The sequence below is a fragment of the Candidatus Pelagisphaera phototrophica genome, assembly GCF_014529625.1.
In the GTDB taxonomy this organism is placed as follows: Bacteria; Verrucomicrobiota; Verrucomicrobiia; order Opitutales; family Opitutaceae; genus Pelagisphaera; species Pelagisphaera phototrophica.
In genome coordinates this window covers 3,247,504-3,271,496 of sequence record NZ_CP076039.1, presented here as the reverse complement: position 1 = coordinate 3,271,496, position 23,993 = coordinate 3,247,504, and the positions used below count along the sequence as shown (strand labels likewise).

The following is a 23,993-nucleotide window of genomic DNA, read 5'->3' as shown; positions in this document are numbered from 1 at the left end:
GAATAAGGTAACTGCCCGTTCTCGTTGGGAATCATTTTTGTGGGACCCCTTCCCCCTCTCGGGGATCGAACGAGCAACATCGGATTATCTCTCCAAGTTCCTTAAGCGCCTATTACGATTGCGGGTTCCGTTTGCTCATCCTGTTTCTCGACGAACAAGCTATGATAAAATTTTCCTAAAGGATCCTAGTATCTTGGTGTAGATCAATCGCGAACTATTTAATTATACTTAATATAGTACTCATGTTCAATGTGATAAGGTCACCAGAATGAACGTTGTGAGAAAATGCAATAGCTCCCGATACTCGATATTTCCAGCGACGTAGAACGGCAGCTTCCTAAGAGTCTGAACCAGGATTCTGTGCCTAACAATCAAAATTCCCACTTGCCTAAAATAGCACCGCTACTTCTTAGACTTCTGCCGCAAAAACGGTGGGCTGCACAGCGATTCCTCCAGCTTCGAGCCCTTTCTGTTCAAGCTGAGCAAAAAAAGTCAGAACACCTTAAGTCAGAATTAGGCGACTAGAATTTATCCATCGTCATTTCGAGGAGGCGGTAGGGGAACTGCCAGCCGAGGATGGACTGATCGGGCACCACTCCGAGGTAATTTTCTATTTGTGGAAATACCGGTCGAGCTATTTCTCCTAGGTGGTCGAGGGCGTTGGCGGCCGGCAGGGCTAAGATGGGCTTATCCGTGTAGAGCGCGTCGACGAGCCGTTGCAGATTTCCTCTGGTTTCGCCAAGGGCACATAAGGCCTGAGCGGCAGCAATCCGATTTCCGGATACATCGTCGTTAAGGACTTTTCGAAGCGCGGGTAGAGCCGGCCGACCATCCTCTTTTTGAGCGATGATGCCTTCGATCGCCCAGTGACGGACGGCGGGATCGTAGTGACTCAGGAGTTCGATTTGCTTTGAAAGCGATTCTTTACCTGTACCGACGAGATTGGCGGCCTGTTTGATATCGTTGTAAGGATAGAATTCTGAGTTTTCCCGGACCAGAGTGTGTCGGTCCAGATGATTGCCATCGACGCCAAATCGGTTCCACCACTGATTCTCGGGCATAAAACCGAGGTCGAGAATGTCCCTTTGCCAGTCGGATAATCGCCCCCGCATCCACTTTAGTATTTCCTCGTGTTCTTTGCATTCGGCGAGATTGGTCAACTCGTGGGGGTCGGCCTTGGTGTCAAAGAGCTGCTCCCTTGGCCGTGTTTGAGTCATGTATACAGATTGGGATGGATTCAATAGTCCGTCTTTCCAATAGGTGTGCAAAATCTGGTAGGAGTTTTGCTTGTGCGGGTAGTTGCGGGTCTGGTGGTGAAACCAGGGAAGGTGGGGACGGAAATTTCGGATGTATTTGTAGCGACCATCCCAGACGGCACGGATGAGATCGATGCGCTCGTCCATTCGATCCCGGTAGGCGAAAGCGAGTTCTCGGGGCGCCGCTTCTTGCTCTCCTAGGAACGCTTTACCCTGCATGTGCTCGGGGATAGTGACGCCGGCGAGACTAAGCACCGTGGGAGCAAAGTCCACGAAGCTGACCATCCGGTTGGATTCACTCCCCGGCTTGCTCGGGGCTAGATGGGCGTACTTTTCGGGGAAGCGTAGGATGAGAGGCACACGCAAGGAAGACTGGAAAAGCCATCCTTTGCTGCGGGGCATGCCCCGACCGTGATCCGAGTAGAAGAATACGATGGTGTCGTCAGCGAGTCCGTCTGCTTCTAGCTTGGTTAGAACGTCCCCTACTAATTTGTCAGCGTACGTGATATTGTCGTAGTAGCGAGCGAGGTCTTTCCGGACGCCCATAGTGTCTGGATAGTAAGGGGGCACGCGGACTCTCTTAGGGTCGTGCATCTCCTTTTTGCTCAGGACTTCGAGCCGCTTTTGGTAGCGTTCCTCTCCGCGGTAATAAAGCTGTGAGCTGTGAGTGTCGGTGATATTGATGACGGTGAAGAACGGCTGCCCAGGATTCCGAAGCTCCCAGCTTTTCGTTTTCCAATCGGCGTCGTTGCTGTCCCACATCGTTTTGGGCGCGACCCAATTGTAGTCATGCTTCACATGGTTGGAGCAAAAGTAACCTGCTTCGCGGAGGTAATCTGGATAGCCTTGAATATGCGGGGGCAGGGTGACTTCCGAGCGCATGTTCTGGGCCCCGGTAGAAGGCGGGTACATGCCAGTGATGAGTGTGGCTCGGGCGGGGGCGCACATGCCTGCGTTGGACCAAGCTCGCGTGTAAAGGATACCCTCTTTGGCGAGAGCATCAATATGGGGTGAAATTGAATACTTATCCCCGTAACACCTGAGGTCGCGACTAATGTCCTCGAACACTATCCAGAGAATATTGGGCCGAGATTCGGACTGTCCGATTGATGCGAGGGCAAAGATGGCGAGAAGAAGCGTGAGGAGGTGCATGGAGTTGCTGAGGTTGAAGAGATGGGTTTAAAGGTATAGACAAGGCAAGGAGCTTGGTTGATCTTTGTTAATGGTCGGTCTAGAAAATGTAGAACAGGCATCCTGCCTGTCACTTATCTATAGATTGTCGAATATTTGCAGTTGAACTCAATGTGGTTTTTGGTTGATGACTAGCAGAGGTCACGATTATAGTTTTGGTGCACTACCAGAGTTGAACGTGTCCGGCCGGACAACTGAAGCACTGTTCGACAAGGGGGATGGGTACGCCGATTCCTGGGCTTCCGTTTTTCCAAAAAAATGGAGGCTGACACGAATTGGCTTTGCCGTGTTCGTTGAGCGTTTTCGCCTCTAGCATTACGCCGTATTGCAATTGGTTGTCGTTCGAGCCGCAAGAAAGAATTGTGTGGGAAGGCTTGGTGAGGACCTCACCGCTATCGATTGGCGTGCCTCTATGAACTTTTTTGGATAGGTCCACTTTGGGAAAGTGGATTTTCAAGTCCTATTCTATCCGGTTTCCGGCAGGAATGTAGGCATAACGATGCCACTTATTTTCGGAGGTTCTCCAAGGCACTGGGCGACATGAAGCTCGCAGTTGCGAGCCCCCATTTCGTACATGGATGAAACGAGGGCTGGCTTGTCGGAAGGAATGATAACAATTGGTTTTCCGCCCCTATGTTGATTGAGTTCGCGTTGTATCATCAGTTTGGCGACATATTCATTGACCGCAATTCCTGGACCGATCAGTTCGGCTCCGGGGTGATTTATGGATGCGAGCGCTCCCACCAACGTGCCTCCGTCATTCTCTGCTACCGTTAGACTCCAGATTCTCTGATGGTTTTCTGCGATGTACTCCCAGTCCTTGATCCTTGATGTCTGCCAGATAGAGCGTTCGAGCGCGTCGATGCGGACTGCGTCTTCGGATGTTCCTGCCCTAACGTTGATTCCCGGTATGGTGCTTGTGGCAACCCCGTTGCAGGGAACCTCCACGACCATGTCTTGAAAGATCTGGTAGGGAGCGAACCCTTGGCGTGTATAAAGGGAGAAGGAATCGAGATTAAACGCGCTGGAAACGAGCCGAGTTGGGAGTCCCTTAAATCGAGCTTCGGTTACGATCTCGGCGAGAAGGGCCTTGGCGACCCCTCTACTTCCAGCGTCGGGTCTTGTATTCATGATCCCCAGAGAAATGTGGGTTTCTCGAGGGTGATAGAAGCAGGAGCCAAGAATCGACTGATCTACTTCGGAAACCGCGATATAGCAGCAGCTTGGGTCAAGGTCCTCATACACTTCAGTGAATACCGAACAATGTTCCGGCCTCCCCGAAAATATCTTCCCTTGTCCGTTTGATTCATACCAATGGTTGGTAGACGAGAAGATGAGTGAAGCGACCTCAGAAGCCTCCTCCGGTTTCATGGGGCGAATGGTGAATTCTAGAAGGTTTGCTTTAAAGGGCATGGATTTCGAATGAGGTCACTGAATCAGATGAATGAATCCTATATTACGAGGTTTTTCCCCGTTAGGACGGCTCTTTATCCTTTAATTTGATTGAAGTGTTCCCGGTTCGAATCGGCCAGTGGGATGGAATCTGTTCAACTAGAGGAGATTGGGTTTGTCCTCTGAAGAAGGTCGCAGCGGTTTGGTGACCCTTGCGGTAGCGGATGGCTTTGCCTCAAGCTTGGAGGCGAACCACATCTGAATCGAAGTCGGTAAATAGGGTTGAACGTCTTCGCGATTTACAGCACTTAGGCAGAATGACAAAAATCGTTTCTCTGGTTACACCGTTTCTTTTGGCGTCCACCGTCTTTGGTGGAACAGCGGAAGAGGCCTGGTATGGGATCGCTTTGCGGAAGAAGGCGGACGACAAGAACGGAGCTTTCCATTTCGTGGAAAACAAGGCTTCGCTTCCGAATGTCCTTATCTATGGCGATTCAATATCGATCGCCTACACGCCGTTGTTAAGGGAGTTGCTTGAGGGTAAAGCTAATGTTTATCGGCTGCACGTGAATGGGGGCGACTCGTCATCGTTTGTTTCGAAAATGGAAACTCTCCATTCTACCATGCAGAACCCAAAGATCGACGGCCACTGGACCCATGAGTGGGACATTATTCAGGTCAATGTGGGGCTTCACGATTTGAAGTATGTCGTTAACCGTTCCAAACTCAATAAGGTTAACGGCAAGCAAGTGTCTACTCTAGATGAATATGAAAGCAACTTAATGGGAATCATTTCCTATTTGAGCCATCACCACCCAAACGCTCAGCTGGTGTTTGCCCTGACCACTCCGGTGCCGGATGGCGAACCGGGTCGCCATTCGGGCGATGCGGCAAGGTACAATGAGGTGGCTTTGAAGGTGCTCAAAAGCCATCCTGAAATCGTCGTAAACGACTTATATTCGTTCACAAAGCCTCACCATTCGGAATGGTGGACTCGGCCGGGAAACGTGCATTTCAATTCGGAAGGCATCCGAGCCCAGGGCGAGGAAGTAGCGAAAGTGTTGGGACAGTTGCTAGATTAACCTTCGCTTACGTGAAACGGCGAGTTCGCGTCGACGGTATTTACCTGGTAGGAGCTACGATTTGTCGGGGCGTTTCCAGTTCATGAACATCGCCCCGAGTTGCCAGGGCTCCTACGGATGAGGCAATCTCCCTATGTTGCTGCTTTATAGGACCGGAGCAGGCGTATCCTGTTAACAAAATCTATCGTTGTCGAAATTACGGAAAGCTGCGTAAATCAAAGTATGAAATTCCTCGGCTTCGCTTTGTTACTTTCCTTTCTGCCGCTACTCCCGATTTCATTTGGCGCAGAAAAACCGAATATCCTCTGGATTTTCGCGGAAGACACCTCTCCGTGGATGGGGTGTTACGGGCACCAAGTGAACGAGGGGCACACGCCGCACATCGACTCATTGGCGGCGCAAGGCATCCGGTTTTCTCGGGCTTATGTACCGGCTCCGGTTTGCTCGGCTTGTCGATCGGCGGTGATGACCGGTCAGAACCAAATTCGTTTTGGTGCTCATGAGCACCGGTCGTCCCGCGGACCGCGAAAGATAGAGTACCCAAGCCATTTGAAATTGCTCCCGGAAATAATGAAAGAGGGTGGTTATTTCACGTTTAATTTGGGTAAGGACGACTACAATTTCATTTGGGATCAAAAAGCGTCCTATTCGCTGCAGCAGAAAACCCGGGAACCGGTTCCTTGGGATTCACTCAAAGCAAACCAGCCCTTTTATGGACAGATCCAAACGGCAGGGGGGAAGAACAACGTTTCGAAGTTTCCAGCCGAGCGCAAAACCGATCCTGCGTCGGTGACCGTGCCGCCCGACTATCCTCAAAACCAGCTTTATCGAGAAGTGGTTGCCGAGCACTATGATTCGATTCGAAAGGATGACGACTTTATTGGAAACGTTCTCGCAGGGCTGAAGGAAAATGGGCTCTGGGAAAACACGATCGTGGTCTACGTTTCGGATCACGGCGCCAACCAGCTGGTCCGCCACAAGCAGATGCCGACGGAAGGAGGGCTGCATGTGCCATTCATTGTGCGTGGTCCGAAGCGATTTGTACCGAAAAAGCAAGTACGGGATGATCTTGTGGATATTTTGGATCTTTCCGCTACCACACTCGCCTGGGCTGGGCTGGACCGACCCGATTGGTACGAAGGACAGGATTTGTTTGGCGAGGATTTCTCTCCTAGAGCATTTGTTGCGGCAGCGAAGGATCGCTTGGATCACACGATCGACCGGGTGCGGACTATTCGCACGGACCGCTTTCGCTACACCCGGAACTACAAGCTCGATCGTATTCTGCTGCAACCCCAGTACCGGGATCAGCAGCCCTATACACAAAATTTGCACGAGCTCTACAATACGGGTAAACTTTCGTCGAAGTTAACCGAGATCTATTTTGGGGAGCGACGTCCCGAGGAGTTGTATGATATTAGCAAGGACCCTTACCAGTTGTACAATCTAGCGAATGACCCGAAGTATGCTAAAGAGCTTGAAGCGCATCGGTTCATGCTTGATGAGTGGCTAGAAAAAGGGGACTTGGGAGCCTCCGAAGAGCCGGATGAGGAAATCGCCTTCCAAGACGAAGGTCCGGCAAAGTGGAAGAAAGTGAATCCTGAATACGAACATCTGCGCAAGGATAGTGACGGAGATGGGTTATCAGATGACTGGGAAGGCTACAACGAACGCGATCCCATGGATGGTAAACTCCTCTTTACCTTCGATTGCGGGGGATGGCAGACAGAAGGCTGGCTCCCTAATCCTGGGATCTCAAATATTGCCGGATTCAAAGGTTATCTCGATTTTGATTTGCCCCGAGGGCAGGGTTCACTGGTTCGAAGTGGCTTGAATGCCGATTTAGCTAGGCAAGGAGGCCTGTTTTCGGTGGCTATGAGTGTTTCCAAACCGACGCTCGTTTGGCTATCATTGAATAGCGGCGACGGAGTCATGCGGAAAATGGCTGGACCGGTGACAGTGCTACCTGGAAAATCCTATAAGGATGCTAAGTTCCGTATCCCGGAAGCGGGAATGGTGAAAGCCATGCGTATTGATTTCCAGAGCGAAGAGGGCACAATCGTCGAAATTGAGTCGATGAGGGCGAACTCAGGGTAAAGGTGCAAGGATGATCCGGGGTTGACTCGTGTAGGGCCGGCGTTTGCCCTGTGCCGTATTTTTCGATCCACATTAGGTAGAGGGGAGATTGGCCCGGTCCTCCGATTGGTTGGGGCAATTTTCGACCGATGTGGATCGCCTGGCAGTCTTTCCCTACCTGATTTTACAAAGTAGCCAGGTGCTTGATACTCTGGTTAATACTGGCGATTGGGTCGGGAGACTGGTCCTGCTCGACGTGGCAATGGGCGACTCCCGCTTTCTGAGCGGCTTGGATGATCGGCTCCATGGGGATGATCCCTTCACCGAGCTCCTGAAACGCGTCTTTGGGTACGCTACCGAATTCAGGAAGATCCATCCCTTTTTTGAGATCCTTTAAGTGCAGTTGGGAGACGCGACCTTTCAGTTTTTTAATGAGTTTAACCGGGTCTACTCCTCCAACCTCCACCCAGAAGACATCGACTTCAAATTGCATTTCGGGTGAAAACTCGTCCATCAGAACTTGATAGCCCGTAGTGCCTTCAACCGGCTCGAATTCAAAGGCGTGATTATGGTAGGCGAGTTGAATGCCGACTTTCTTTGCTTGGGCGGCCGCTCTATTACAGTTTTCAGCCAGTCGCTTGTACGCGTCGGGACCCCCTCTTTCGTGGTCATGCAGGTAGGGCACGACGAGGTGGGACAGACCCGTTTCCTTGGCGGCATCGAGAATCTTGGCGAATGGGGGGACGCCTTCCTTGGTCGGATTGGTCACGGATTCCCAGGCAAAATGGGAGGAATTGACCGCGAGGCCAAAATCCTTGGCCGCTTCGGTCATTGAACTGGCATAGGGGAATCCGTAGGGCTCGACTTGTTTGTAGCCCGCGTCCGCGACTGCTTTCAGAGCGGCTACGGGATCTTCCGCGATCTGATTTCGCAAGGTGTAGAGTTGGATGCCAATGTTCTTACGATAGTGGTTGCTCTTTCCGAGGGCCATGGCTTGAAAGGCGGCTGATGAGGCTAATGAAGAAGCGAGGGCAGTTTTAAGAAAATTTCGTCGTAGCATAGTAATGTTTTTTGTTTAGGTAACGAGTGAATCGGAAGGGTTCCCTAATTGGCAAGCGCGATTCGACTTATTCTTATAAGTAGTACGGTTCTTGCAGAAAATGCCTTCGTCTGCCAGCCTTGGTTTCGAAATTGATATGAGAAGGAAATTCGTCTTTTCATTTTTCTGTCTCCTTTTTCCTCTTCCTTCTTTGATGCCACCGTTTTTTCCGGATTTCCTACGGAGACAATCGCGGAAGGAATCAATGCGGGTACGGCGTTAGCGACCACTCCGGATGGTCTGGTCTATGTTGCCGAGCAAACGGGACATGTTCGAATTGTTGAAGATGGAGTCGCTCGTGGGCACCCGTTGCTTGATCTGTCTTAAAAAGTGAATACAAATTGGAGGCGGAGGCTCGTAGGTATTCAATTTGATCCAGAATATCCATTGAAGCCATACTTGTTCGTGGTGTATGTTGGAAGTAATCCCTATGTCCATCATCTTATCAGCCGGTTCGCCATTGTAGGCGGTGTTGCTGACCCCAATAGCGAGGTTATATTGTTGGAGGGGATTGATCAGGCAACGCCCGTTTTTAGATGGATCAGAAACATGTTTGAGCCGTACTGTAACTGGTCTCAAGTTACTCAAATTCGTTGACCGCGATTGAGGTAGCGGATTTCTTTCCTTTGTCTATTCCTGCCGAAAGTAACAAGCTCCAATAAACTAGCACCAAAATGAAACGTCGTACCTTCGTCAAAACCTCTATCACCGCGGCGGCCAGTGCCGCAGTGGTACCGAACCTAATTTCTGCGGAGAGTGAATCCTCCAAAAAACCGAATCTCCTCATCATTCAGTGCGATGAGCTCAATTTTCGGACAATCGGCAGCTACCGTGATACGCTCTCAGAGGAGCAAGCTTTCATGTGGGGCAAAAAAATGGTCGTGGACACACCGCATATTGACAGCCTCGCGGCGGAGGGAACGCTTTGTACGAAATTCTATGCGGCAACCCCGGTCTGCTCACCCTCCCGCTCCTCTTTTATTTCCGGCCGTTTCCCACAAAACACCGGGGTCCCCAAAAACGATTTGCCGATTGAAGATTCGATCGTAACGTTTGCGCATCTCCTGGGGGACGCGGGCTATGCCACCGGTTACGCAGGCAAGTGGCATCTCGATGGAGATGGAAAGCCGCAGTGGGACCCCCAACGAAATTTTGGTTTCGAGGACAATCGATACATGTTTAATCGGGGTCATTGGAAGCAGTTCGAAGACACGGAAAATAGACCTCGGATAAAGGCGCGTGATGGGAAAGGGAGGCCCACCTACAGCGTAGAAGGCGCGGACGAAGAGTCTTTTGCGACCGACTGGCTTTCGAACAAAGCCATCGATTTCATTGAGGAGCATAAGAGCAAGCCGTTCTGCTACATGTTGGCGATACCGGATCCACATGGACCGGATACTGTTCGGGCACCTTACGACACAATGCTCGACGACAGCGATTCCGAGATGCCTCGGACCTTTGATAAGTCGGCGAAGGATGTGCCTTCCTGGGCGGAACCAGCGGATAAATGCAACTACAAGATGGCGGCCTATTTGGGTATGATGAAATGCATCGATGACAATGTGGGCCGTATTCTTGGCACGTTGCGTGAACGTAATCTTATTGATGATACAATCGTTATCTTTACCGCCGATCATGGAGATCTTCGAGGGGAACATCATCGGCAAAACAAAGGCGTCCCGTTGGAGGCTTCGGCTAAAGTACCCTTTATCATCCGTTATCCGAAAAAAATCGCAGCGGCTCGGCGGATCGACAATGTGCTAAACACGGTCGATTTCCAGCCCACGATCCTTTCCATGATGGGGATCAAAACATCGGGCAATGAAGAAGGTCGAGACGCATCCCAAATTCTAACTACAGGTAAAGCGTCTAAAGGCTGGAGCGACGTAACCTTTATGCGAAGCACGGGTGTGATTGGGGCGACGAATGGTTGGGTTGCGGCGGTAACGCCTCATCACAAACTGATTCTTTCGGACAAGGATGAGCCTTGGCTGCTTGATCTCGATGAAGACCCCGACGAGCTCACTAATTTCGTCCATGACGAAAAGCAACGTGAGACCGCTCGCGATCTTGCGAAGGAAATTGAAGCCTACGGCAAGCGTCACAACGATCCCTATACGACGAACGCAAAGACCCGCAAAGCTCTCGAAGAATTAGCGGGCTAAACGGGGTAACTAGCGAGAGTGGGATGCGGAAAATATTCGATACTCACAACCGTAGCGCGGTATTTCAGTTTATCGATGCAATGAGTTCCTCGGTATTTAGTTGGAATACGAAAGGGTGCAATTGGAGTACTGCGGTTCGCCCTCGATCATAAAAGAGATGGACTTGGTAATTGGAGAGACTATAAAAACGTTCTTTCTTGTGCTATTGTCATTACGTTAGCGAATTATGCCTCCTGGATATTCAGAGCAATCGGATTGGTTTACCACCGACCTAGAGCCGCACGAACCCATGCTGCGTGCGTGGTTGCGGAGTCGTTTCTCTAATGAAAGAGATTTAGACGATATCATTCAGGAAGCTTACGCTCGCGTACTGAAAGCTCAAAAAACGACGGAAATTGGTTCTCCGAAAGCGTTTCTTTTCGCGACGGCCCGCAATTTGGCCTTGGGAAAAATTCGCAAACAAACCTCTCGAGGAGAAATTTCTTTGGCGGATATCGATGTATTGGGCGTCTTGGATGAGAGCGAGGAAGTAGGTCAGGCCATTTCTCGCTCGGAGGAACTCGAACTTTTGACCGAAGCCATACAGTCTTTGCCAACACGCTGCCGCCAGATCCTCACGCTGCGGAAGATCTATGGTATGTCCCAAAAGGACATCGCCAATGAGCTGGGTATCTCCGTGCACACGGTGGATTCGCAAGGAACCATTGGTATGCGCAAATTGACCGATTTTTTTGACCGGGTGGAGAGTCGCACCGAGTTTTCACGATGACCCAATCTTACAGATCCGAAAAGAATCGCCGGGAAGCCGGAAATGAAGCGGCCGCTTGGGCATGGCGATTGGATCGCGGATTGTCCGCGCAAGAGCAGGACGAGTTGTTTGATTGGATCGGTGCGGATCCGATTCACGCGGATTTACTAAGCCGCCAACGGCAAGACTGGAAGCGATTGGATCATCTTTCTGCTTGGGGACCGGAGCACAGTTCGCGGCCTAATCCAGATCTGCTCGCTCCCAAACCGAAACTCCGATTGGGCCGAGTACTTTGGGGAGCTATGGCTGCGGCCGCTACGTTGGCGTTTGCCTTCGTCATCTTTCAGGAAGGATCGTCCCGCTCCGCCGATTTGGTTTCCGAAGCGATTGCCGAGGCAAAGCCAGAGATTCGCAACCAGCTTGAGGACGGCTCCACCATCAAATTGAAAGAGGGAGCTGAAGTGACGATGAATTTCACGGCTTCAGAGCGTCGCGTTCGAATGGAAAAGGGTGAGGCCTTCTTCATTGTGGCCAAAGACGCTAGTCGGCCCTTCGTGGTAGAGGTTCACGGAGTAGACGTGAGTGCGGTCGGGACCGCGTTCAATGTGAGATTGGATGAAGACGCTGTGGAAGTTCTCGTTGCCGAAGGGATTGTGGAGGTGGCATCGTCTGCAGTTGACGGTGTATCACCCGAACTTAACGAAACGCCCCGTCTTGAAGCACACGAGCGGGCAATCATCTCGTTTTCTTCGCACTTAGGGGTTCCTCAAGTGGCAGTGCTCTCGAAAGCGGAGATACAGCGCGTTCTCGCTTGGCAGCACGGGGCCATGACCTTCGCGGCGAAACCCCTGGCTGAGATTATTGATGAATTGAATCGGCTGAATGACACCCAGCTTACCATCGTGGATCCTGATTTGGCTTCCGAGCGGTTTACAGGGACGTTTCTTTCAAGTAATGTCGAAGGTTTCGTTTCTGTTCTCAAAAATGGTTATGGAGTGGATGCGAGAATGCGCGGTGGCTCTGAGATCCTACTGAGTAAGGCCGTTGACTAAAGTCGTACAAGAACTAGATTTCTCGGATCGAGGAAAATTTTTTAGAAAAACTTCGTTATTCTTTTAGCGGAAACTGATTGTCCGTGCATCTAAGCAGCAAGGATTTTCTTGCCGTGACCTTTTCAAACCCCGACCGACTACTAATACCCTATGCCCTTAGGCATTTATCCATTCTTAAAACGATTGGTCCTCCCGGCTTTCGCTGTGGGGTATTTGTTGGTGTGTCAGAATCCCGTTGCCTACGCATCCGAGAAAAAGCTGAAGATCAATTTGCCCGCTGGAGAGTCCTCGGAATCTCTTCAAGAATTCGCCAAGCAATCCCGATTGCAGATCATCTACCCTTCCGATCTTTTGGTCGGGATCCGTGCCCCTAAGATCAAGGGGCGGTATGCTCCGGACGAAGTATTCGCGTTGATCCTCGAAAATACGGATTTAACGAGCCTTCGGGACGAGGAGAGTGGCGCCTATTTTATCAAACGAAAGATTACCGATCCGAACAGCGTAGCAGGAAATGAGGTAATTGAAGAATCGCTTTCAGAAACTAAACTACAAAAAAATAAAACCATTACTATGAATTCGAAAATACAGGAAAAACCAAGGTTGGCTCGCAAGGTGTTCAACGGATTGCTTTCAATGGCCCTCCTAGGAGGTGCGAACAGCATTTATGCCCAGGATGATGAACCCACTTACGTGCTGGAAAAGCTGGAGGTGTTTAGTTCTACTCAGGAATCATCGGTTAAAAAGCAGCGAGATTCCGATATCATTGGAACTTATCTGAGCGGCGATGCGCTAGGAAATCTGCCAGATACAAATCTAGGGGAAGCGCTTTCCCGTTTGGCGGGCATCAATGTGGTCGATGGAGGCTCCGTGACCGTCCGTGGTGCGGAAGGGCAGTACAACTCCATCCGTATTAACGGTGCTGCTCAGGCCAATGCGCAGCTAGGCTCCCGTAATTTCGACGTAACCCAAATCCCTTCTGAAATGGTTGCGGGTGTAGAGGTAATCAAGAGTCTCACTGCAGAGCATCCGGGCGATTCGATTGGCGGCTACGTGAACGTAATTACGGCTAACGCCTTTGATCGGGGCGACAATCTAACCACCTACAAGCTCTCGACACGCTACCGCGACCAAGGCGATAAGTCGGGTTATGGAGCGAATATCATCAATTCGAATATTTTCAGTGCCTTTGGTGGGGAAGACAATTTGGGCGTGCTGGTTAATTTTAACTACGTGGACGAAGATCAGGTTGGATGGTCGACCCAGAATCGCTTTTTGACCAATGCGGGTCGCTTGTCCGGAGCAGATCCGAATCAAATTTCGCTAAACGAAAGCCAAGATGCTAGCAATCCGATTTGGAATCGGTTCGACCCGAATGAAGTTCGCAGAACAAACGATAACCTCACTCTAGATTTGAGCTTCGATTTGAAGGTTTCCGACAGTACGTCTCTCTACTTCCGTCCCTTATATCAAAAGTTTAATGACGATCGCGACTCGTTCGCGTTTCGTGTTGACCGACTGGAGCGTGCGGTTTCCCGCACCTTCTGGTTCTTGGACGACGTGGGCAACGCCCTGGGAACGTTTGAAGAGGACGATGACGATCCCGTCTTAGGGAGCGCAGGCGATAATTTCATCAATGATGTGGACGCTAGTGGCAATTTGATCGTAACGCCGAACTTTGAGGGATCCGCTGACGGGCGTATATCACGAATAGTTACTGGCGACAATCGAAGCGGAGATACCTACACGTTCGATTTTGGCGGAGAGACCCAACTGGAGAATGGTTCCCTTGAATATCGCGCACTTTTCTCTACAGACGACTCCCTTCGTTACCGCCGTCAGTGGCGGTTCGAAGACCGCTTCAGAGATGGAGATCGCGACGGTTCCGGAAAAAGCTTCCTGAGAGCTAGGATAACCGATGGCGTAACACCGCTACCTGAGTTTTCGATTTTCGAAGTTACATCGGATAGAGGGCATGTCCCATTGAACAACAAGGTAAATGTATTTTCTGACCTGAACCGATACAACTCCGATGGAGGAGCTCGTTTCCTTTTGGAAGACGTCCATGAAGATGTTCAGTTGTTCAACGTGGAGTATGATCACGATATCGATGAAGACTTCTCCATTAAGTCGGGCCTGAGACTGCGCAAGGCACATCGGGACAACAAAACGAACGAGATCTTCACCGCTGCCTCTGCAGGCGCTCGCCGCGTTTTTCCGATCGGACAATTTGCAGCAGCGAGTGACGCCGGAAATGTCACGCTCTTTGACGGGAAGTATGCAGATACTGCCGGAGCATTTGTGACCGCCGATCCGATGTACGACTTTTTCTTCCAAGATCTCGCGGCTAATCCGGACAACTGGAAATTCGATCGTTCCGACCTTCGCGATGCTGCCGATACGGGCGAACTCAACGAAGATATTTTCGCAGCTTATGTTCAGGGGACCAAACGCTGGGGAGACTTTACCTTGGTTGCCGGTGTTCGTTACGAAGAAACGAGCTTGGACACCACTTGGAAACCTTCTAACTTCAATGTCGATGCCGATGCCTTTCCGGGAATAGCGGATACGGATAAAGCAAATCTCGGACAGCTCATTCAGGACGGCGTAGAAGATATCGGTTTCACGGGGCCAAGCGGCAGCTTTTCGTTTGGGGATATCGTCGACGACATTAACGCGAAAAGCAGCTACGACAATCTGTTGCCTAGTGTGGTCGGAACCTACCGTGTTGGTGAGACCGGGCACGTACTCCGTTTTGCCTATGGAAATTCGCTTACTCGTCCCGATTACCGCGAATTGGTACCCTTTAATCTCGGGGAAGCGAATCGCCAACTGCAAGCCGCAGGTGTTCTTAATCTGACTAGGCGCGACGATGAATTTGACTTGGGAAATCCCAATCTGCGGGAACAAACGTCTGAAAATATCGACCTAGCTTGGGAGTATTATTTCGGGCCGCGTAACGCGAATACCATTTCTGTTTCGCTCTTTTCGAAGGATCTCGAAGATTTTCTGCAAGAGGATATTTATACGAGAGATATCGAGGTGCTAGTGGATGCTGAAGATCCTAGCCAAGGCACGGAAATGGTCCGAGCGGATACCAAATTCTGGTCAAACGCCTCGAAGCGCCACATCGAAGGTTTCGAGGTAAGCGGTTACTTTAGTTTTGCCGATCTGCTTCCAGATGTGAGGTGGCTCGGTGGGTTTAAGCTGGTTCCGAACTACTCGTACATTGTGGGCGATCAAACCGATCCTATCTTTGACACGGATGAACTTGAAAATGGCAATTTTGTCGTAACTGACTTCGAGTTCATTCCAAGCTTGAGAAACCAGGCGAAAGAAATCTACAATATGCAGGTCATTTACGAATGGCAGCGTCTCAGCGTTCGCGCGTCTTACAACTATATTTCCGAATTGCAGGTGACGGCTTCAACGGCCGCGATTTCGGATATAACCTTTGATGTAGAACGGGAGAATGTGGATATGTCAGTGCAGTATCGGCTAACCAAGGACAACGATATTCGCCTCTTTATTGAAGGTGATAACCTAACCGATTCGCCAGACGACGAAAAGTACGTTGGAAATAACCCGGGTCTTTTCACGACCTCGTACGCTACCGTTGGCCGTCGCTTCGTTGCGGGTATTCGTGGTTCTTTCTAAGGACGGGCGACCGTTTAGTCGAATAGATTGAATTTTTTAAAGGGCGACCTGCTTAGGTCGCTCTTTTTTTGGTAGGGCAGGCTTCCAACCTGTTGTCTCAGACCACAACCTGTCGGTGGGTTCGTTGCATGCATTGGTAGCGGGCGATCTCCGAGCGCCCAATGCTTTTATCTATCGATTGGGTGCCCGGAGATGGCCTGCTAACTTGAAATTAAGCAGAGAGTCGATGAGTTGCAGGTAATTCCCGGTGCGGATTTCTTTCCGTAGAGGATGTACTTGCCCCTTCAGTTGAGAGGCAAAGCCGTTACCTTTCGCGCCATTCGACATAACCGAAGAGACGGTTAAATACGTCAGAATCCGTTGGGCCGGCCGCGATCCACATTTTTATCTAGAATCTTTCCTTGTCCGTCATCGCGTTTCGATCTTTAAGAATAGGGACCCCTCGATGATTATTACCCGAACCAGATTCGCTTCTGCCCTCTTTACTGCGCTTGTCGCCGCTGGAGGGTTGGAGGGTAGGCCGACGGAAGACGGAGTATTCGATACCCAAATCCAGCCCTTGCTCGAGCAGTACTGCATCAATTGCCACGGAGGCGAGAAGGTCAAAGGTGAGGTGGACTTTACGGAAATAGTCCGTTCCCAAGATATCGATTCGAGATTCGAGCTTTGGGAAACGGTAGCAGATGTGCTCGCCTACAAGGAAATGCCGCCTAAGGAAGAGGATAATCGCCCGGATCCCACCGAAACCCAGCAGATTCTCGATTGGTACGAGGAACGATTCGTTAACTCAGTGGAAGCCCGCCCGGGAACCTTTCAAGCCCGCCGTCTCTCAGCAAACGAATACCGCAACACCCTACGCTCTCTCTTCGGATTTGAACTCGAAAACCAGATCATCGCCGCCGAGCAAACCTTAGTCGAAAAATCCCTCGTTATCAAACTCCTGCCCACCGATCCTCCTGGGCCGAGCGAATTCGTCAACGACACCAGCGATGCTCGCTTATCGAGTTTCATCTGGGAGCAGTATGCCTACATGGCAGATCGGGCCCTTCAGGAACTCTTCTCCAAAGAGCGGAGCGACGCGCTCGAGACTCTTGTCGGTCAGCCGCTTCCCCATTATTCCGAATCCATCGAACTCACCCCAGCTCAAGCGGAATCCCTGCTTCGCTCCTTCGCCCCTCGGGCTCTCCGCCGTCCTATAGCTCGGAAGGAGCTAGAACGAATGCTCGCCTCTCTGATGGGATTGAAGGGAGGGGAGCTCCTCAGCGCCACACGGGACGAAATGAAGGCTCTTCTCGTCTCACCATCTTTCCTCTACCGAGGTCTCCTGATCGAAGCTACGCCTGGAAAACAACAACTTGTCGACTCCTACGAACTTGCGGAACGTCTCTCGTATTTCCTCTGGGAGGATATGCCGGACACGCAGCTATTTGAGGCGGCAGCGAGGGGTGACCTTGAACATGCCGACGAAATCGCAAAGCAGGTGGACCGCATGCTCGCCTCGCCTAGGGCTCGCAATCTGGCCGAGAGCTTCGGCCACCAATGGCTCGGACTCGCCGACATAGATAACGCACGAGACGACGTATTGAGTCGACAAGCACTCCGCAGTCAGCCCTTCGATTTTTTGAACTACCTTTTTACCGAAAATCGTCCTGTGATCGAATTGATCGACTCGAATGTCGCCTTCGCTAGTCACAATACCGCTTCCTTCTATCCCGAAAACAATTATCAGTTGGAAAAATACGTTAGGCCCAAGGGTATCGAACGAAAGCTAGTTCCGAATCAGCGAATGAGTCTGGATCCGCCTGAGGGGCGCGGCGGCATTCTTACCATACCTGGCATTCTGGCCATGAATCGAGGTCCTATTCTCCGCGGCACCTGGATGCTCCGACGTATTCTTGGTGAACGGCTCGGCGAGCCGCCCGCGGACATTCCCCCGGTCGAAGCCGCCGCTCCAAATGCCGACTTCAGCTTTCGCGAACGTTTCGAAGTCCATCGCAGTGATTCAACCTGCGCCCGTTGTCATGATCGGATCGATCCACTCGGTTTCGCTCTTCAGATGTACGACGATGAGGGGTCCTATAAGCTCGCTTTAAACTATAAGCCTCCGAGGAGAAGAGCCGGACACGATGACGACCCCGATCGGATCGACACCTCCGGTCAGCTCCCTGATGGGGAAGCATTTCAAAATTTCGATGAATTGAAGTCCATTCTTCTCGGGAGCAAGCGACGCGACATCATTCGGAACGCAGTCGAGCGAACCTTGGCCTACGCTCTCTGCCGAAAACTTGAGGCTTTCGACCGCCCAACCATAGACGCGATTACAAAGAAGATTGACGAAACGAACGGAACATGGCGCGATCTTTTCGTAGAAGTGTCCCACAGCCTGCCTTTCCGGGAAACCTTTATTGCCCCTAGCCCCCAAACTAATTCATGAGCAGAAGCTGGAAAATTGACCGCCGCACCTTCTTGCGAGGCACTGCCGGAGCCTTGTTGCCGCTTCCTTTCCTCAATTTGATGGAAGGTAAGGTGAGCAATGGATTGGCCAAAGGCTCGGCAACGGAATCTCCGCCGCTCAGATTCCTAACCCTCTTCAAACCCAACGGCGTCCATCCGCCTTCATGGAATATCAATGGCGGGACGGAATTCGATTTTCGAATGTCGCCGCTCATGGCTCCCTTCGCCAAACACAAGGACGATCTGCTCATTCTCGATAACATGGGAGATTTTGGGTTTTCGTCTCACGCCAATTCCACTCGCCGTTTTCTCGCCGGTCACCATGAGAACAAGGATACTGCTTCCGTCGATCAGATTATAGCGGATAAGATTGGGGGGGACACGGCCCATCGATCTCTCGAACTAACCACGGAAGGGCTTTTCACCGGGCAATTCGGCTGCAGCTACATTTCTTACGACAAAGACGGAGGAGCCATTCCGCGCGAAAGCGATCCTCAACTCGTTTTCGATCGCCTTTTCCGCAATCCGATGAGCGATCCGGACCAGCGGCAATCCATGTCGAGCTTGCTGGACCGAGTCAAAGGCGATGCAAATGCTCTCTCTCGCAGATCGGGCTACGAGGATCGCCAGACATTGGATGAGTACTTGACCGTTGTTCGTGAAACCGAACGCCGTATCCAGAACATGGAGCAAGCAAAGGCCCAGCCGAGAATCGACCTCGGGAGCCTCCAGCGGCCTCCCGTCGGGGCGAACCTAAACGAGCAAGTGGAGGCCATGATCGACCTGATCGCTCTTGCCCTCTGGACCGACTCCACCCGCTGTATCACCTATATGTTGGGCAACAGCAATAGTCGCATGGTATTCGACTTTCTTGGTATTCCAGAGCAGCACCATTACCTGTCTCATTTTTTCCGAAATTTCAGCCGCAAAAACCTGGATTCCTTGCTTAAGATCAGCCTTTGGCATATGGAGAAGTTCGATTATCTCTTGACAAAGCTCAAGTCCTACAAGGACCACAACGGCAGTCTTCTCGATCATAGTGCGGTACTCTTCGGATCCGGGATGGGCCATAGCGACAATCATACTGCGCAACGAATTCCAATCGTTCTGGCGGGGGGTGGAGGCGGACGTATCAAGACGGGGCGCTACGTTCGGTATTCAGAAAACCAGGAACTTAGTAGCCTGCACCTTTCCCTGCTGAAATTATTTGGGATTGAAGCGGAATCCTATTCCGCGTCGGATACCCCGCTTCCTGGAATCGACGGTGGCTACTTTCCCGAATTTCAAGAACGTTCCTTTGATAGTTGGGTCACGCGCCAGGGCGGTTCCATCACTGCTCAAGGTCGGCTCCGCATGTCCGACAACCTCGACGAGGCGAAGGTCTTCTACATCGATATCGAAGGAAAGTTGCCGGTACGCATCGAGATCGAGTTCAGGGACTTTCATGATTTTAATCTCGCTTATCATGTTGGAACACCCATCACGCTTTCCGGAGACGGAAGCGAGAATAGTAACCAACTAATCATTACAAAAATTAAGGATATAAAAAGTCTCTTCGGTAATAGCAAGCCAGGGACTCAGAAGGGATAGGACCCAGTCGCTTTCTATGGCTCAGAGCCCTCCAAGCAATTGACTCTTAAGGATCTTCGAAGTCTTGTTTCCCAATATTTCTAGGGCGCTGTCTCAGTAATATCTGGCAAAATTGAAATAAGGAATTGGTCGTTACAATATTAGCGGGTAGGCGGATGGTAGAGAAACAGCCGATTCAATTCGGGAGTTTCTAACCGAAGGGGGTTGATGAATAACTTGTCATCAGATTGAGGCAGGATGCCTCCTGTAATGGATAAGTCGATGAAGTAAGGTACGTGGTGGTTTGACCAAGATCCGTTACTGCTTTGCCTTGGGTCGCTGCCAGAGGGGGATTATGTTGGCGGACGGTTGTTTCAGCCTGGCGTTCCCGAGTCAACTGCAGCTTGGTGTGAATCCGCTCGGGTTGAGCATGGCTATGATAGAGCAGTTAGTCGACGTCGGCGTCCAGATCAAAGAGCAATTGGCCTTGCCCAATGGCTAGCCTTGCCAAGGCGCTTTGCTGTTTTGTCGTGAGTTCTTGATCGATCCGCAGTCCGCTCTGCGCGTTCGCTCGGTCGAGGAATAACTTCCACTTGCAGACCAGGATGGCGTCGCAACTGCCCATGCCGTACCACAGGAGGAGATTCTTTCGAGGATGCTCTGTCGCTCTCTTTTCCAAGATAAACCGAACCGCTTCGGTAGTAAATATCTCAGTGAGTCGGCGATTCTAAACGTCGGGTTCGGCGAGTGCGTCACCGTGCCAAAGCTTTTTCGACAGGTTGTTGCTCTTGTCTACGAACAAGGTGGTGTCGAATACCTGATTTTGCGGCATGCGGGCGGTTTCGCTGCCCACGTGGGATTTGCCGGATAGGGACGTGGCGTATCTGGCTGAGCGAAGAAAAGAAGTCCTGATTGGTTAATCGGATTGCCGCCCGAGCCCATTGCTTGCTAGCTTCTGCGACAACAGTTGCTTTCAGCCCTATGAAGATCCCAACTCTATTCACATTTATGATTCTATGGTCCGCCGTTTTTTCGGGACCATGTTTGATGAGCCAGACGACTGCTGAAAGGCCGCTGGCTGTGACGCCCGTGTCGAGGCTGGATCAGGATTGGTGGAAGACTCGCCACCAGGAAAAGCTGGAGGAAGCGAAAAACCGGGGAGACGAATTGGAACTACTGTTTATTGGGGACTCCATTACGCACGGTTGGGATGCGGGCCTGTGGGCGGAGAACTTTGCTCAATATGGAGCATTCAATCTGGGTTTCAGCGGAGATCGGACCGAACACGTGCTCTGGAGATTTCAGAATGGGGCGTTGGACAATCTTTCACCCAAAGTAACGGTACTCATGATTGGTACCAACAACACGGGTCAGGGTGAGGGCCAACCTGCTTACGAAACCATTCAGGGAATCGAGTCTATTATCGATGAAATAAATACGAGACTACCGGAAACCAAGTTGATTGTTCATGCTGTATTTCCAAGAGGGGCTTCAAAGGACGACCCGCTTCGCATGGTGAATGCGCAAATCAATAAGGAGCTTCCAGTGCTCGCTGCTAAGAAAGGTGCTGAGTTTTTGGATATAAACGATTTTTTCTTGGAGAAAGATGGGACATTGCCCCGCAATATTATGCCCGACCTTCTCCATCCAAAAAAGGAGGGCTATCGGTTGTGGGCTCATGGACTCAAGCCATCATTTGATCGGCACTTTGGTAAGACCAAAGAAGCACCTAGACCGAATGTCGTTACACTTTGGCCGAAAGGGGTTCCGGCTCCACATGACGCGAGCCTAGTCGAAAAAAGCGAGTTGGGGAATCCGAGACGAGGGGGAACGGTGGTTCGAATTACGAATGTTGCTGAGCCGAGTATCACCGTATATAAAGCCCGTAGTCGTCGACCCTCTGCGGGAGTGCTGGTGTGTCCAGGTGGTGCATACAATATTTTGGCGTGGAATTTAGAAGGGGAGGAAATTGCAGAGTGGTTGAATTCCATTGGAATCACGGCTGCGGTCTTGAAGTACCGCGTGCCGAAAAACCGCGAAGGAGCGTTGCAAGACGCGCAGCGAGCCCTCGGTTTGATGCGAAGTAATGCGGAGGACTGGAATCTGGATCCGGAGAATATCGGTGTATTTGGATTTTCCGCGGGAGGTCACCTTTCCGCTTCCTTGAGCAATCACTGGCGATCCCGAAATTATCCTAAAGTGGATGCTGCGGATGCCGTTTCCTGTCGCCCTGATTTCACTGTGTTGATTTATCCGGCTTACATTGGTACTTCTGGTTTCGAGCTTTCGCCGGATTTCACAATCGACGCAGATGCGCCTCCCGTCTTCATCGTGCAAACGCAGGATGACAAGAAGCACTTCCCGAGCGCGATTGTGTACAACCATGAGCTTGTTAAGCGGGGAATTAGTTCGGAATTACACACCTTTCCCACGGGGGGGCATGGCTATGGGCTCCGACCCAGCGCGTATCCAGTATCCGGATGGACGGATTTGTGTCGCGACTGGCTATGGAGGCAGTGAGATTCTCGGCGTCTTTCGCGAGGATTGGTAAATAGGTGGGAAGGGCCGGGCCATTCCTCCCTACGATATGCCATTGGTAATCCTAGGGCAGCGGTGATTGAGCGCGATCCGCGGCACGGTCGTTCGCACACTTTGATCTTGGTATTAGAAGAAGAATGGCTTCTATGTAGAAATGGCCCCGGGTTTGAAAGTACTTTCGTTTCTTTTTATTTCGTTTTCCTCCATTCACCTTGCGAATGCGTCCACACCGAACGTGGTTTATGTTCTAGCGGATGACTTAGGCTGGGGGGACCTGAGTTGCAATAACGAGGATTCAAAAATTAAGACGCCCCATTTGGACCGCATCGCATCGCAAGGCATGCGGTTTACAGATGCCCATTCAGGCTCCGGTGTTTGCACGCCGACTCGGTACGGGATCGTTACCGGCCGCTACAGCTGGCGGACGCGGTTAAAGCGTGGGGTTCTCGGCGGATCGTCCACACACTTAATTGATACCAATCGCTACACCGTAGGGGATCTGCTGCAGGATAAGGGCTATCACACCGCCATGATCGGAAAATGGCATCTCGGTTGGGATTTCCATTTCTTAGAAGGTACTCCAAGTGACCGGTTTGATTTGAAGAACGGGGAGGTTATCGATTATAGCAAACCGGTGTTGAACGGTCCCGACGCGATCGGTTTCGACTACTATTATGGCCACTGCGGATCTCTTGATATGGCACCTTATGTCTATGTGGAAAACGGCCGCGTGACGGCTCCACCCAATCGGGTGACGGTCAATGCAGATTACAAAGGCTTTTGGCGGGAAGGGCCAACGGCCTCTGATTTCGCCCATGAAGGGGTGACGCCAAATTTCATCGAGCGGGGTATCCAATATATTGAGAACCGTGCCAAAACCGGGGCGCCATTCTTTTTATATCTGCCGCTGCCTAGCCCTCACACGCCTATTCTGCCCATCGAAAAATTTAAGGGACGAAGCGGGACGAACTACTATGGCGATTTCGTGCAGCAGGTAGACTGGCACACGGGTCAAATAATGGACGCTTTGGAGGAAAACGGGGTCGCTGAAAATACCATCTTCATTTTCACAAGCGACAACGGATGTTCGCCTCGAGCCGTATTCGATGAGCTCGACGCGGTGGGACATAAGCCGGGAGGCATCTACCGCGGAAACAAGGCAGACGCGTACGAGGCGGGGCACCGCGTACCTTTCATCGTGCATTGGCCAGCTGGATTAAAAGCAGGGAAAGTCTCCGATACGACGATCTGCCTGACTGATTTATTCGCGACAATGGCGGATATAACTAAAGCTAAAATTCCGAGTAATGCCGCGGAAGACAGTGTGAGCTTTCTCAGGGCTTTGAAAGGAGAGCAGGACCAGGTTCGTGAGGGGACGGTTCATCATTCGATCAATGGATCGTTTGCCATTCGCAAAGGAGACTGGAAGCTTTTGCTTTGTGCAGGTTCCGGCGGTTGGAGCTCGCCGACTCCGGCTGAGACGAAAAAGATGGATCTCCCGCCAATACAATTGTTTAACCTCGCGAAGGATCCTTCGGAAAAGAACAACGTGTTTAAGGAAAACAAGGACAAGGTTAGGGAGCTTTACAGCCTCCTAAGCTCCTATGTGGCCAACGGTCGCAGCACTCCCGGTCCCAAACAGAAAAACGAAGGCGGTACGCCTTTTGACCCAGCGGGATTCGCAAAACTGAAAGCGGAACTGGGGATTTAGGAAACT

The 23,993-nt window shown here is 51.2% G+C and carries 16 protein-coding genes; 10 read left to right on the top strand and 6 right to left on the bottom strand.

Annotated elements, in window-relative coordinates; all coding sequences use genetic code 11:
• Positions 1–521: 521 nt before the first annotated feature.
• The 3 genes from GA004_RS14005 to GA004_RS13995 form a co-directional block, all read right to left on the bottom strand.
• Positions 522–2,408 (bottom strand): sulfatase-like hydrolase/transferase, encoded by a 1,887-nt coding sequence (locus tag GA004_RS14005; protein WP_283394498.1) that lies wholly within the window; start codon positions 2,406–2,408, stop codon positions 522–524.
• Positions 2,409–2,610: 202 nt separating this feature from the next.
• Positions 2,611–2,883 carry a hypothetical protein gene (locus GA004_RS14000; protein ID WP_283394497.1) on the bottom strand — a complete coding sequence of 91 codons (273 nt, stop codon included), beginning with the start codon at positions 2,881–2,883 and terminating at the stop codon, positions 2,611–2,613.
• Between the two features lie 29 nt (positions 2,884–2,912).
• The gene (locus GA004_RS13995) at positions 2,913–3,860 is read right to left on the bottom strand and encodes a GNAT family N-acetyltransferase (protein WP_283394496.1); all 948 of its coding nucleotides are present in this window, start codon (positions 3,858–3,860) and stop codon (positions 2,913–2,915) included.
• Positions 3,861–4,156: 296 nt separating this feature from the next.
• On the opposite strand from GA004_RS13995, the gene GA004_RS13990 reads away from it, so the two are divergent.
• Both GA004_RS13990 and GA004_RS13985 read left to right on the top strand, forming a co-directional pair.
• The gene (locus GA004_RS13990) at positions 4,157–4,921 is read left to right on the top strand and encodes an SGNH/GDSL hydrolase family protein (RefSeq protein WP_283394495.1); all 765 of its coding nucleotides are present in this window, start codon (positions 4,157–4,159) and stop codon (positions 4,919–4,921) included.
• Between the two features lie 222 nt (positions 4,922–5,143).
• A complete protein-coding gene (locus GA004_RS13985; RefSeq protein ID WP_283394494.1) occupies positions 5,144–7,018 on the top strand; it encodes a sulfatase family protein in 1,875 nt (624 codons plus the stop codon).
• Between the two features lie 163 nt (positions 7,019–7,181).
• Here the strand turns inward: GA004_RS13985 and GA004_RS13980 are convergent, their stop codons facing one another.
• Both GA004_RS13980 and GA004_RS13975 read right to left on the bottom strand, forming a co-directional pair.
• A complete protein-coding gene (locus GA004_RS13980) occupies positions 7,182–8,057 on the bottom strand; it encodes a sugar phosphate isomerase/epimerase family protein (RefSeq protein WP_283394493.1) in 876 nt (291 codons plus the stop codon).
• A gap of 258 nt (positions 8,058–8,315) precedes the next feature.
• Positions 8,316–8,675 carry a hypothetical protein gene (locus GA004_RS13975; RefSeq protein WP_283394492.1) on the bottom strand — a complete coding sequence of 120 codons (360 nt, stop codon included), beginning with the start codon at positions 8,673–8,675 and terminating at the stop codon, positions 8,316–8,318.
• A 95-nt stretch (positions 8,676–8,770) separates the two neighbouring features.
• On the opposite strand from GA004_RS13975, the gene GA004_RS13970 reads away from it, so the two are divergent.
• The 6 genes from GA004_RS13970 (at position 8,771) to GA004_RS13945 (ending at position 19,759) form a co-directional block, all read left to right on the top strand.
• Positions 8,771–10,261, top strand: a complete 1,491-nt coding sequence (locus GA004_RS13970; RefSeq protein ID WP_283394491.1) for a sulfatase family protein — start codon at positions 8,771–8,773, stop codon at positions 10,259–10,261.
• A 226-nt stretch (positions 10,262–10,487) separates the two neighbouring features.
• Positions 10,488–11,030: an RNA polymerase sigma factor gene (locus tag GA004_RS13965; protein WP_283394490.1), complete on the top strand. Its 543-nt coding sequence runs from the start codon at positions 10,488–10,490 to the stop codon at positions 11,028–11,030.
• Complete coding sequence (locus GA004_RS13960) at positions 11,027–12,061, top strand: FecR family protein (RefSeq protein WP_283394489.1); 1,035 nt, start codon at positions 11,027–11,029, stop codon at positions 12,059–12,061. Before GA004_RS13965 ends, GA004_RS13960 begins: the two co-directional genes overlap by 4 nt.
• 150 nt (positions 12,062–12,211) lie before the next feature.
• A complete protein-coding gene (locus GA004_RS13955) occupies positions 12,212–15,715 on the top strand; it encodes a TonB-dependent receptor (protein ID WP_283394488.1) in 3,504 nt (1,167 codons plus the stop codon).
• Positions 15,716–16,160: 445 nt separating this feature from the next.
• A complete protein-coding gene (locus tag GA004_RS13950) occupies positions 16,161–18,149 on the top strand; it encodes a DUF1592 domain-containing protein (protein ID WP_283394487.1) in 1,989 nt (662 codons plus the stop codon).
• Positions 18,146–19,759 (top strand): DUF1552 domain-containing protein, encoded by a 1,614-nt coding sequence (locus GA004_RS13945; RefSeq protein ID WP_283394486.1) that lies wholly within the window; start codon positions 18,146–18,148, stop codon positions 19,757–19,759. Before GA004_RS13950 ends, GA004_RS13945 begins: the two co-directional genes overlap by 4 nt.
• A 427-nt stretch (positions 19,760–20,186) precedes the next feature.
• On the opposite strand, the gene GA004_RS13940 is transcribed toward GA004_RS13945, so the two are convergent.
• Complete coding sequence (locus GA004_RS13940) at positions 20,187–20,417, bottom strand: hypothetical protein (RefSeq protein ID WP_283394485.1); 231 nt, start codon at positions 20,415–20,417, stop codon at positions 20,187–20,189.
• Positions 20,418–20,785: 368 nt separating this feature from the next.
• Here GA004_RS13940 and GA004_RS13935 point away from each other — a divergent pair, with 368 nt between their 5' ends.
• On the top strand, positions 20,786–22,258 hold the full coding sequence (locus tag GA004_RS13935; RefSeq protein ID WP_283394484.1) for a GDSL-type esterase/lipase family protein: 1,473 nt from the start codon (positions 20,786–20,788) through the stop codon (positions 22,256–22,258).
• Between the two features lie 172 nt (positions 22,259–22,430).
• Positions 22,431–23,987 (top strand): sulfatase family protein, encoded by a 1,557-nt coding sequence (locus GA004_RS13930; RefSeq protein ID WP_283394483.1) that lies wholly within the window; start codon positions 22,431–22,433, stop codon positions 23,985–23,987.
• The last annotated feature ends 6 nt before the right edge of the window (positions 23,988–23,993 follow it).

Excerpts from the sequence above, each read along its gene's own strand:
- GA004_RS14005 (WP_283394498.1), bottom strand. The coding sequence starts at position 2,408 with ATGCACCTCCTCACGCTTCTTCTCGCCATCTTTGCCCTCGCATCAATC.
- GA004_RS13995 (WP_283394496.1), bottom strand. The coding sequence starts at position 3,860 with ATGCCCTTTAAAGCAAACCTTCTAGAATTCACCATTCGCCCCATGAAA.
- GA004_RS13990 (WP_283394495.1), top strand. The coding sequence starts at position 4,157 with ATGACAAAAATCGTTTCTCTGGTTACACCGTTTCTTTTGGCGTCCACC.
- GA004_RS13985 (WP_283394494.1), top strand. The coding sequence starts at position 5,144 with ATGAAATTCCTCGGCTTCGCTTTGTTACTTTCCTTTCTGCCGCTACTC.
- GA004_RS13980 (WP_283394493.1), bottom strand. The coding sequence starts at position 8,057 with ATGCTACGACGAAATTTTCTTAAAACTGCCCTCGCTTCTTCATTAGCC.
- GA004_RS13970 (WP_283394491.1), top strand. The coding sequence starts at position 8,771 with ATGAAACGTCGTACCTTCGTCAAAACCTCTATCACCGCGGCGGCCAGT.
- GA004_RS13965 (WP_283394490.1), top strand. The coding sequence starts at position 10,488 with ATGCCTCCTGGATATTCAGAGCAATCGGATTGGTTTACCACCGACCTA.
- GA004_RS13960 (WP_283394489.1), top strand. The coding sequence starts at position 11,027 with ATGACCCAATCTTACAGATCCGAAAAGAATCGCCGGGAAGCCGGAAAT.
- GA004_RS13955 (WP_283394488.1), top strand. The coding sequence starts at position 12,212 with ATGCCCTTAGGCATTTATCCATTCTTAAAACGATTGGTCCTCCCGGCT.
- GA004_RS13950 (WP_283394487.1), top strand. The coding sequence starts at position 16,161 with ATGATTATTACCCGAACCAGATTCGCTTCTGCCCTCTTTACTGCGCTT.
- GA004_RS13945 (WP_283394486.1), top strand. The coding sequence starts at position 18,146 with ATGAGCAGAAGCTGGAAAATTGACCGCCGCACCTTCTTGCGAGGCACT.
- GA004_RS13935 (WP_283394484.1), top strand. The coding sequence starts at position 20,786 with ATGAGCCAGACGACTGCTGAAAGGCCGCTGGCTGTGACGCCCGTGTCG.
- GA004_RS13930 (WP_283394483.1), top strand. The coding sequence starts at position 22,431 with ATGGCCCCGGGTTTGAAAGTACTTTCGTTTCTTTTTATTTCGTTTTCC.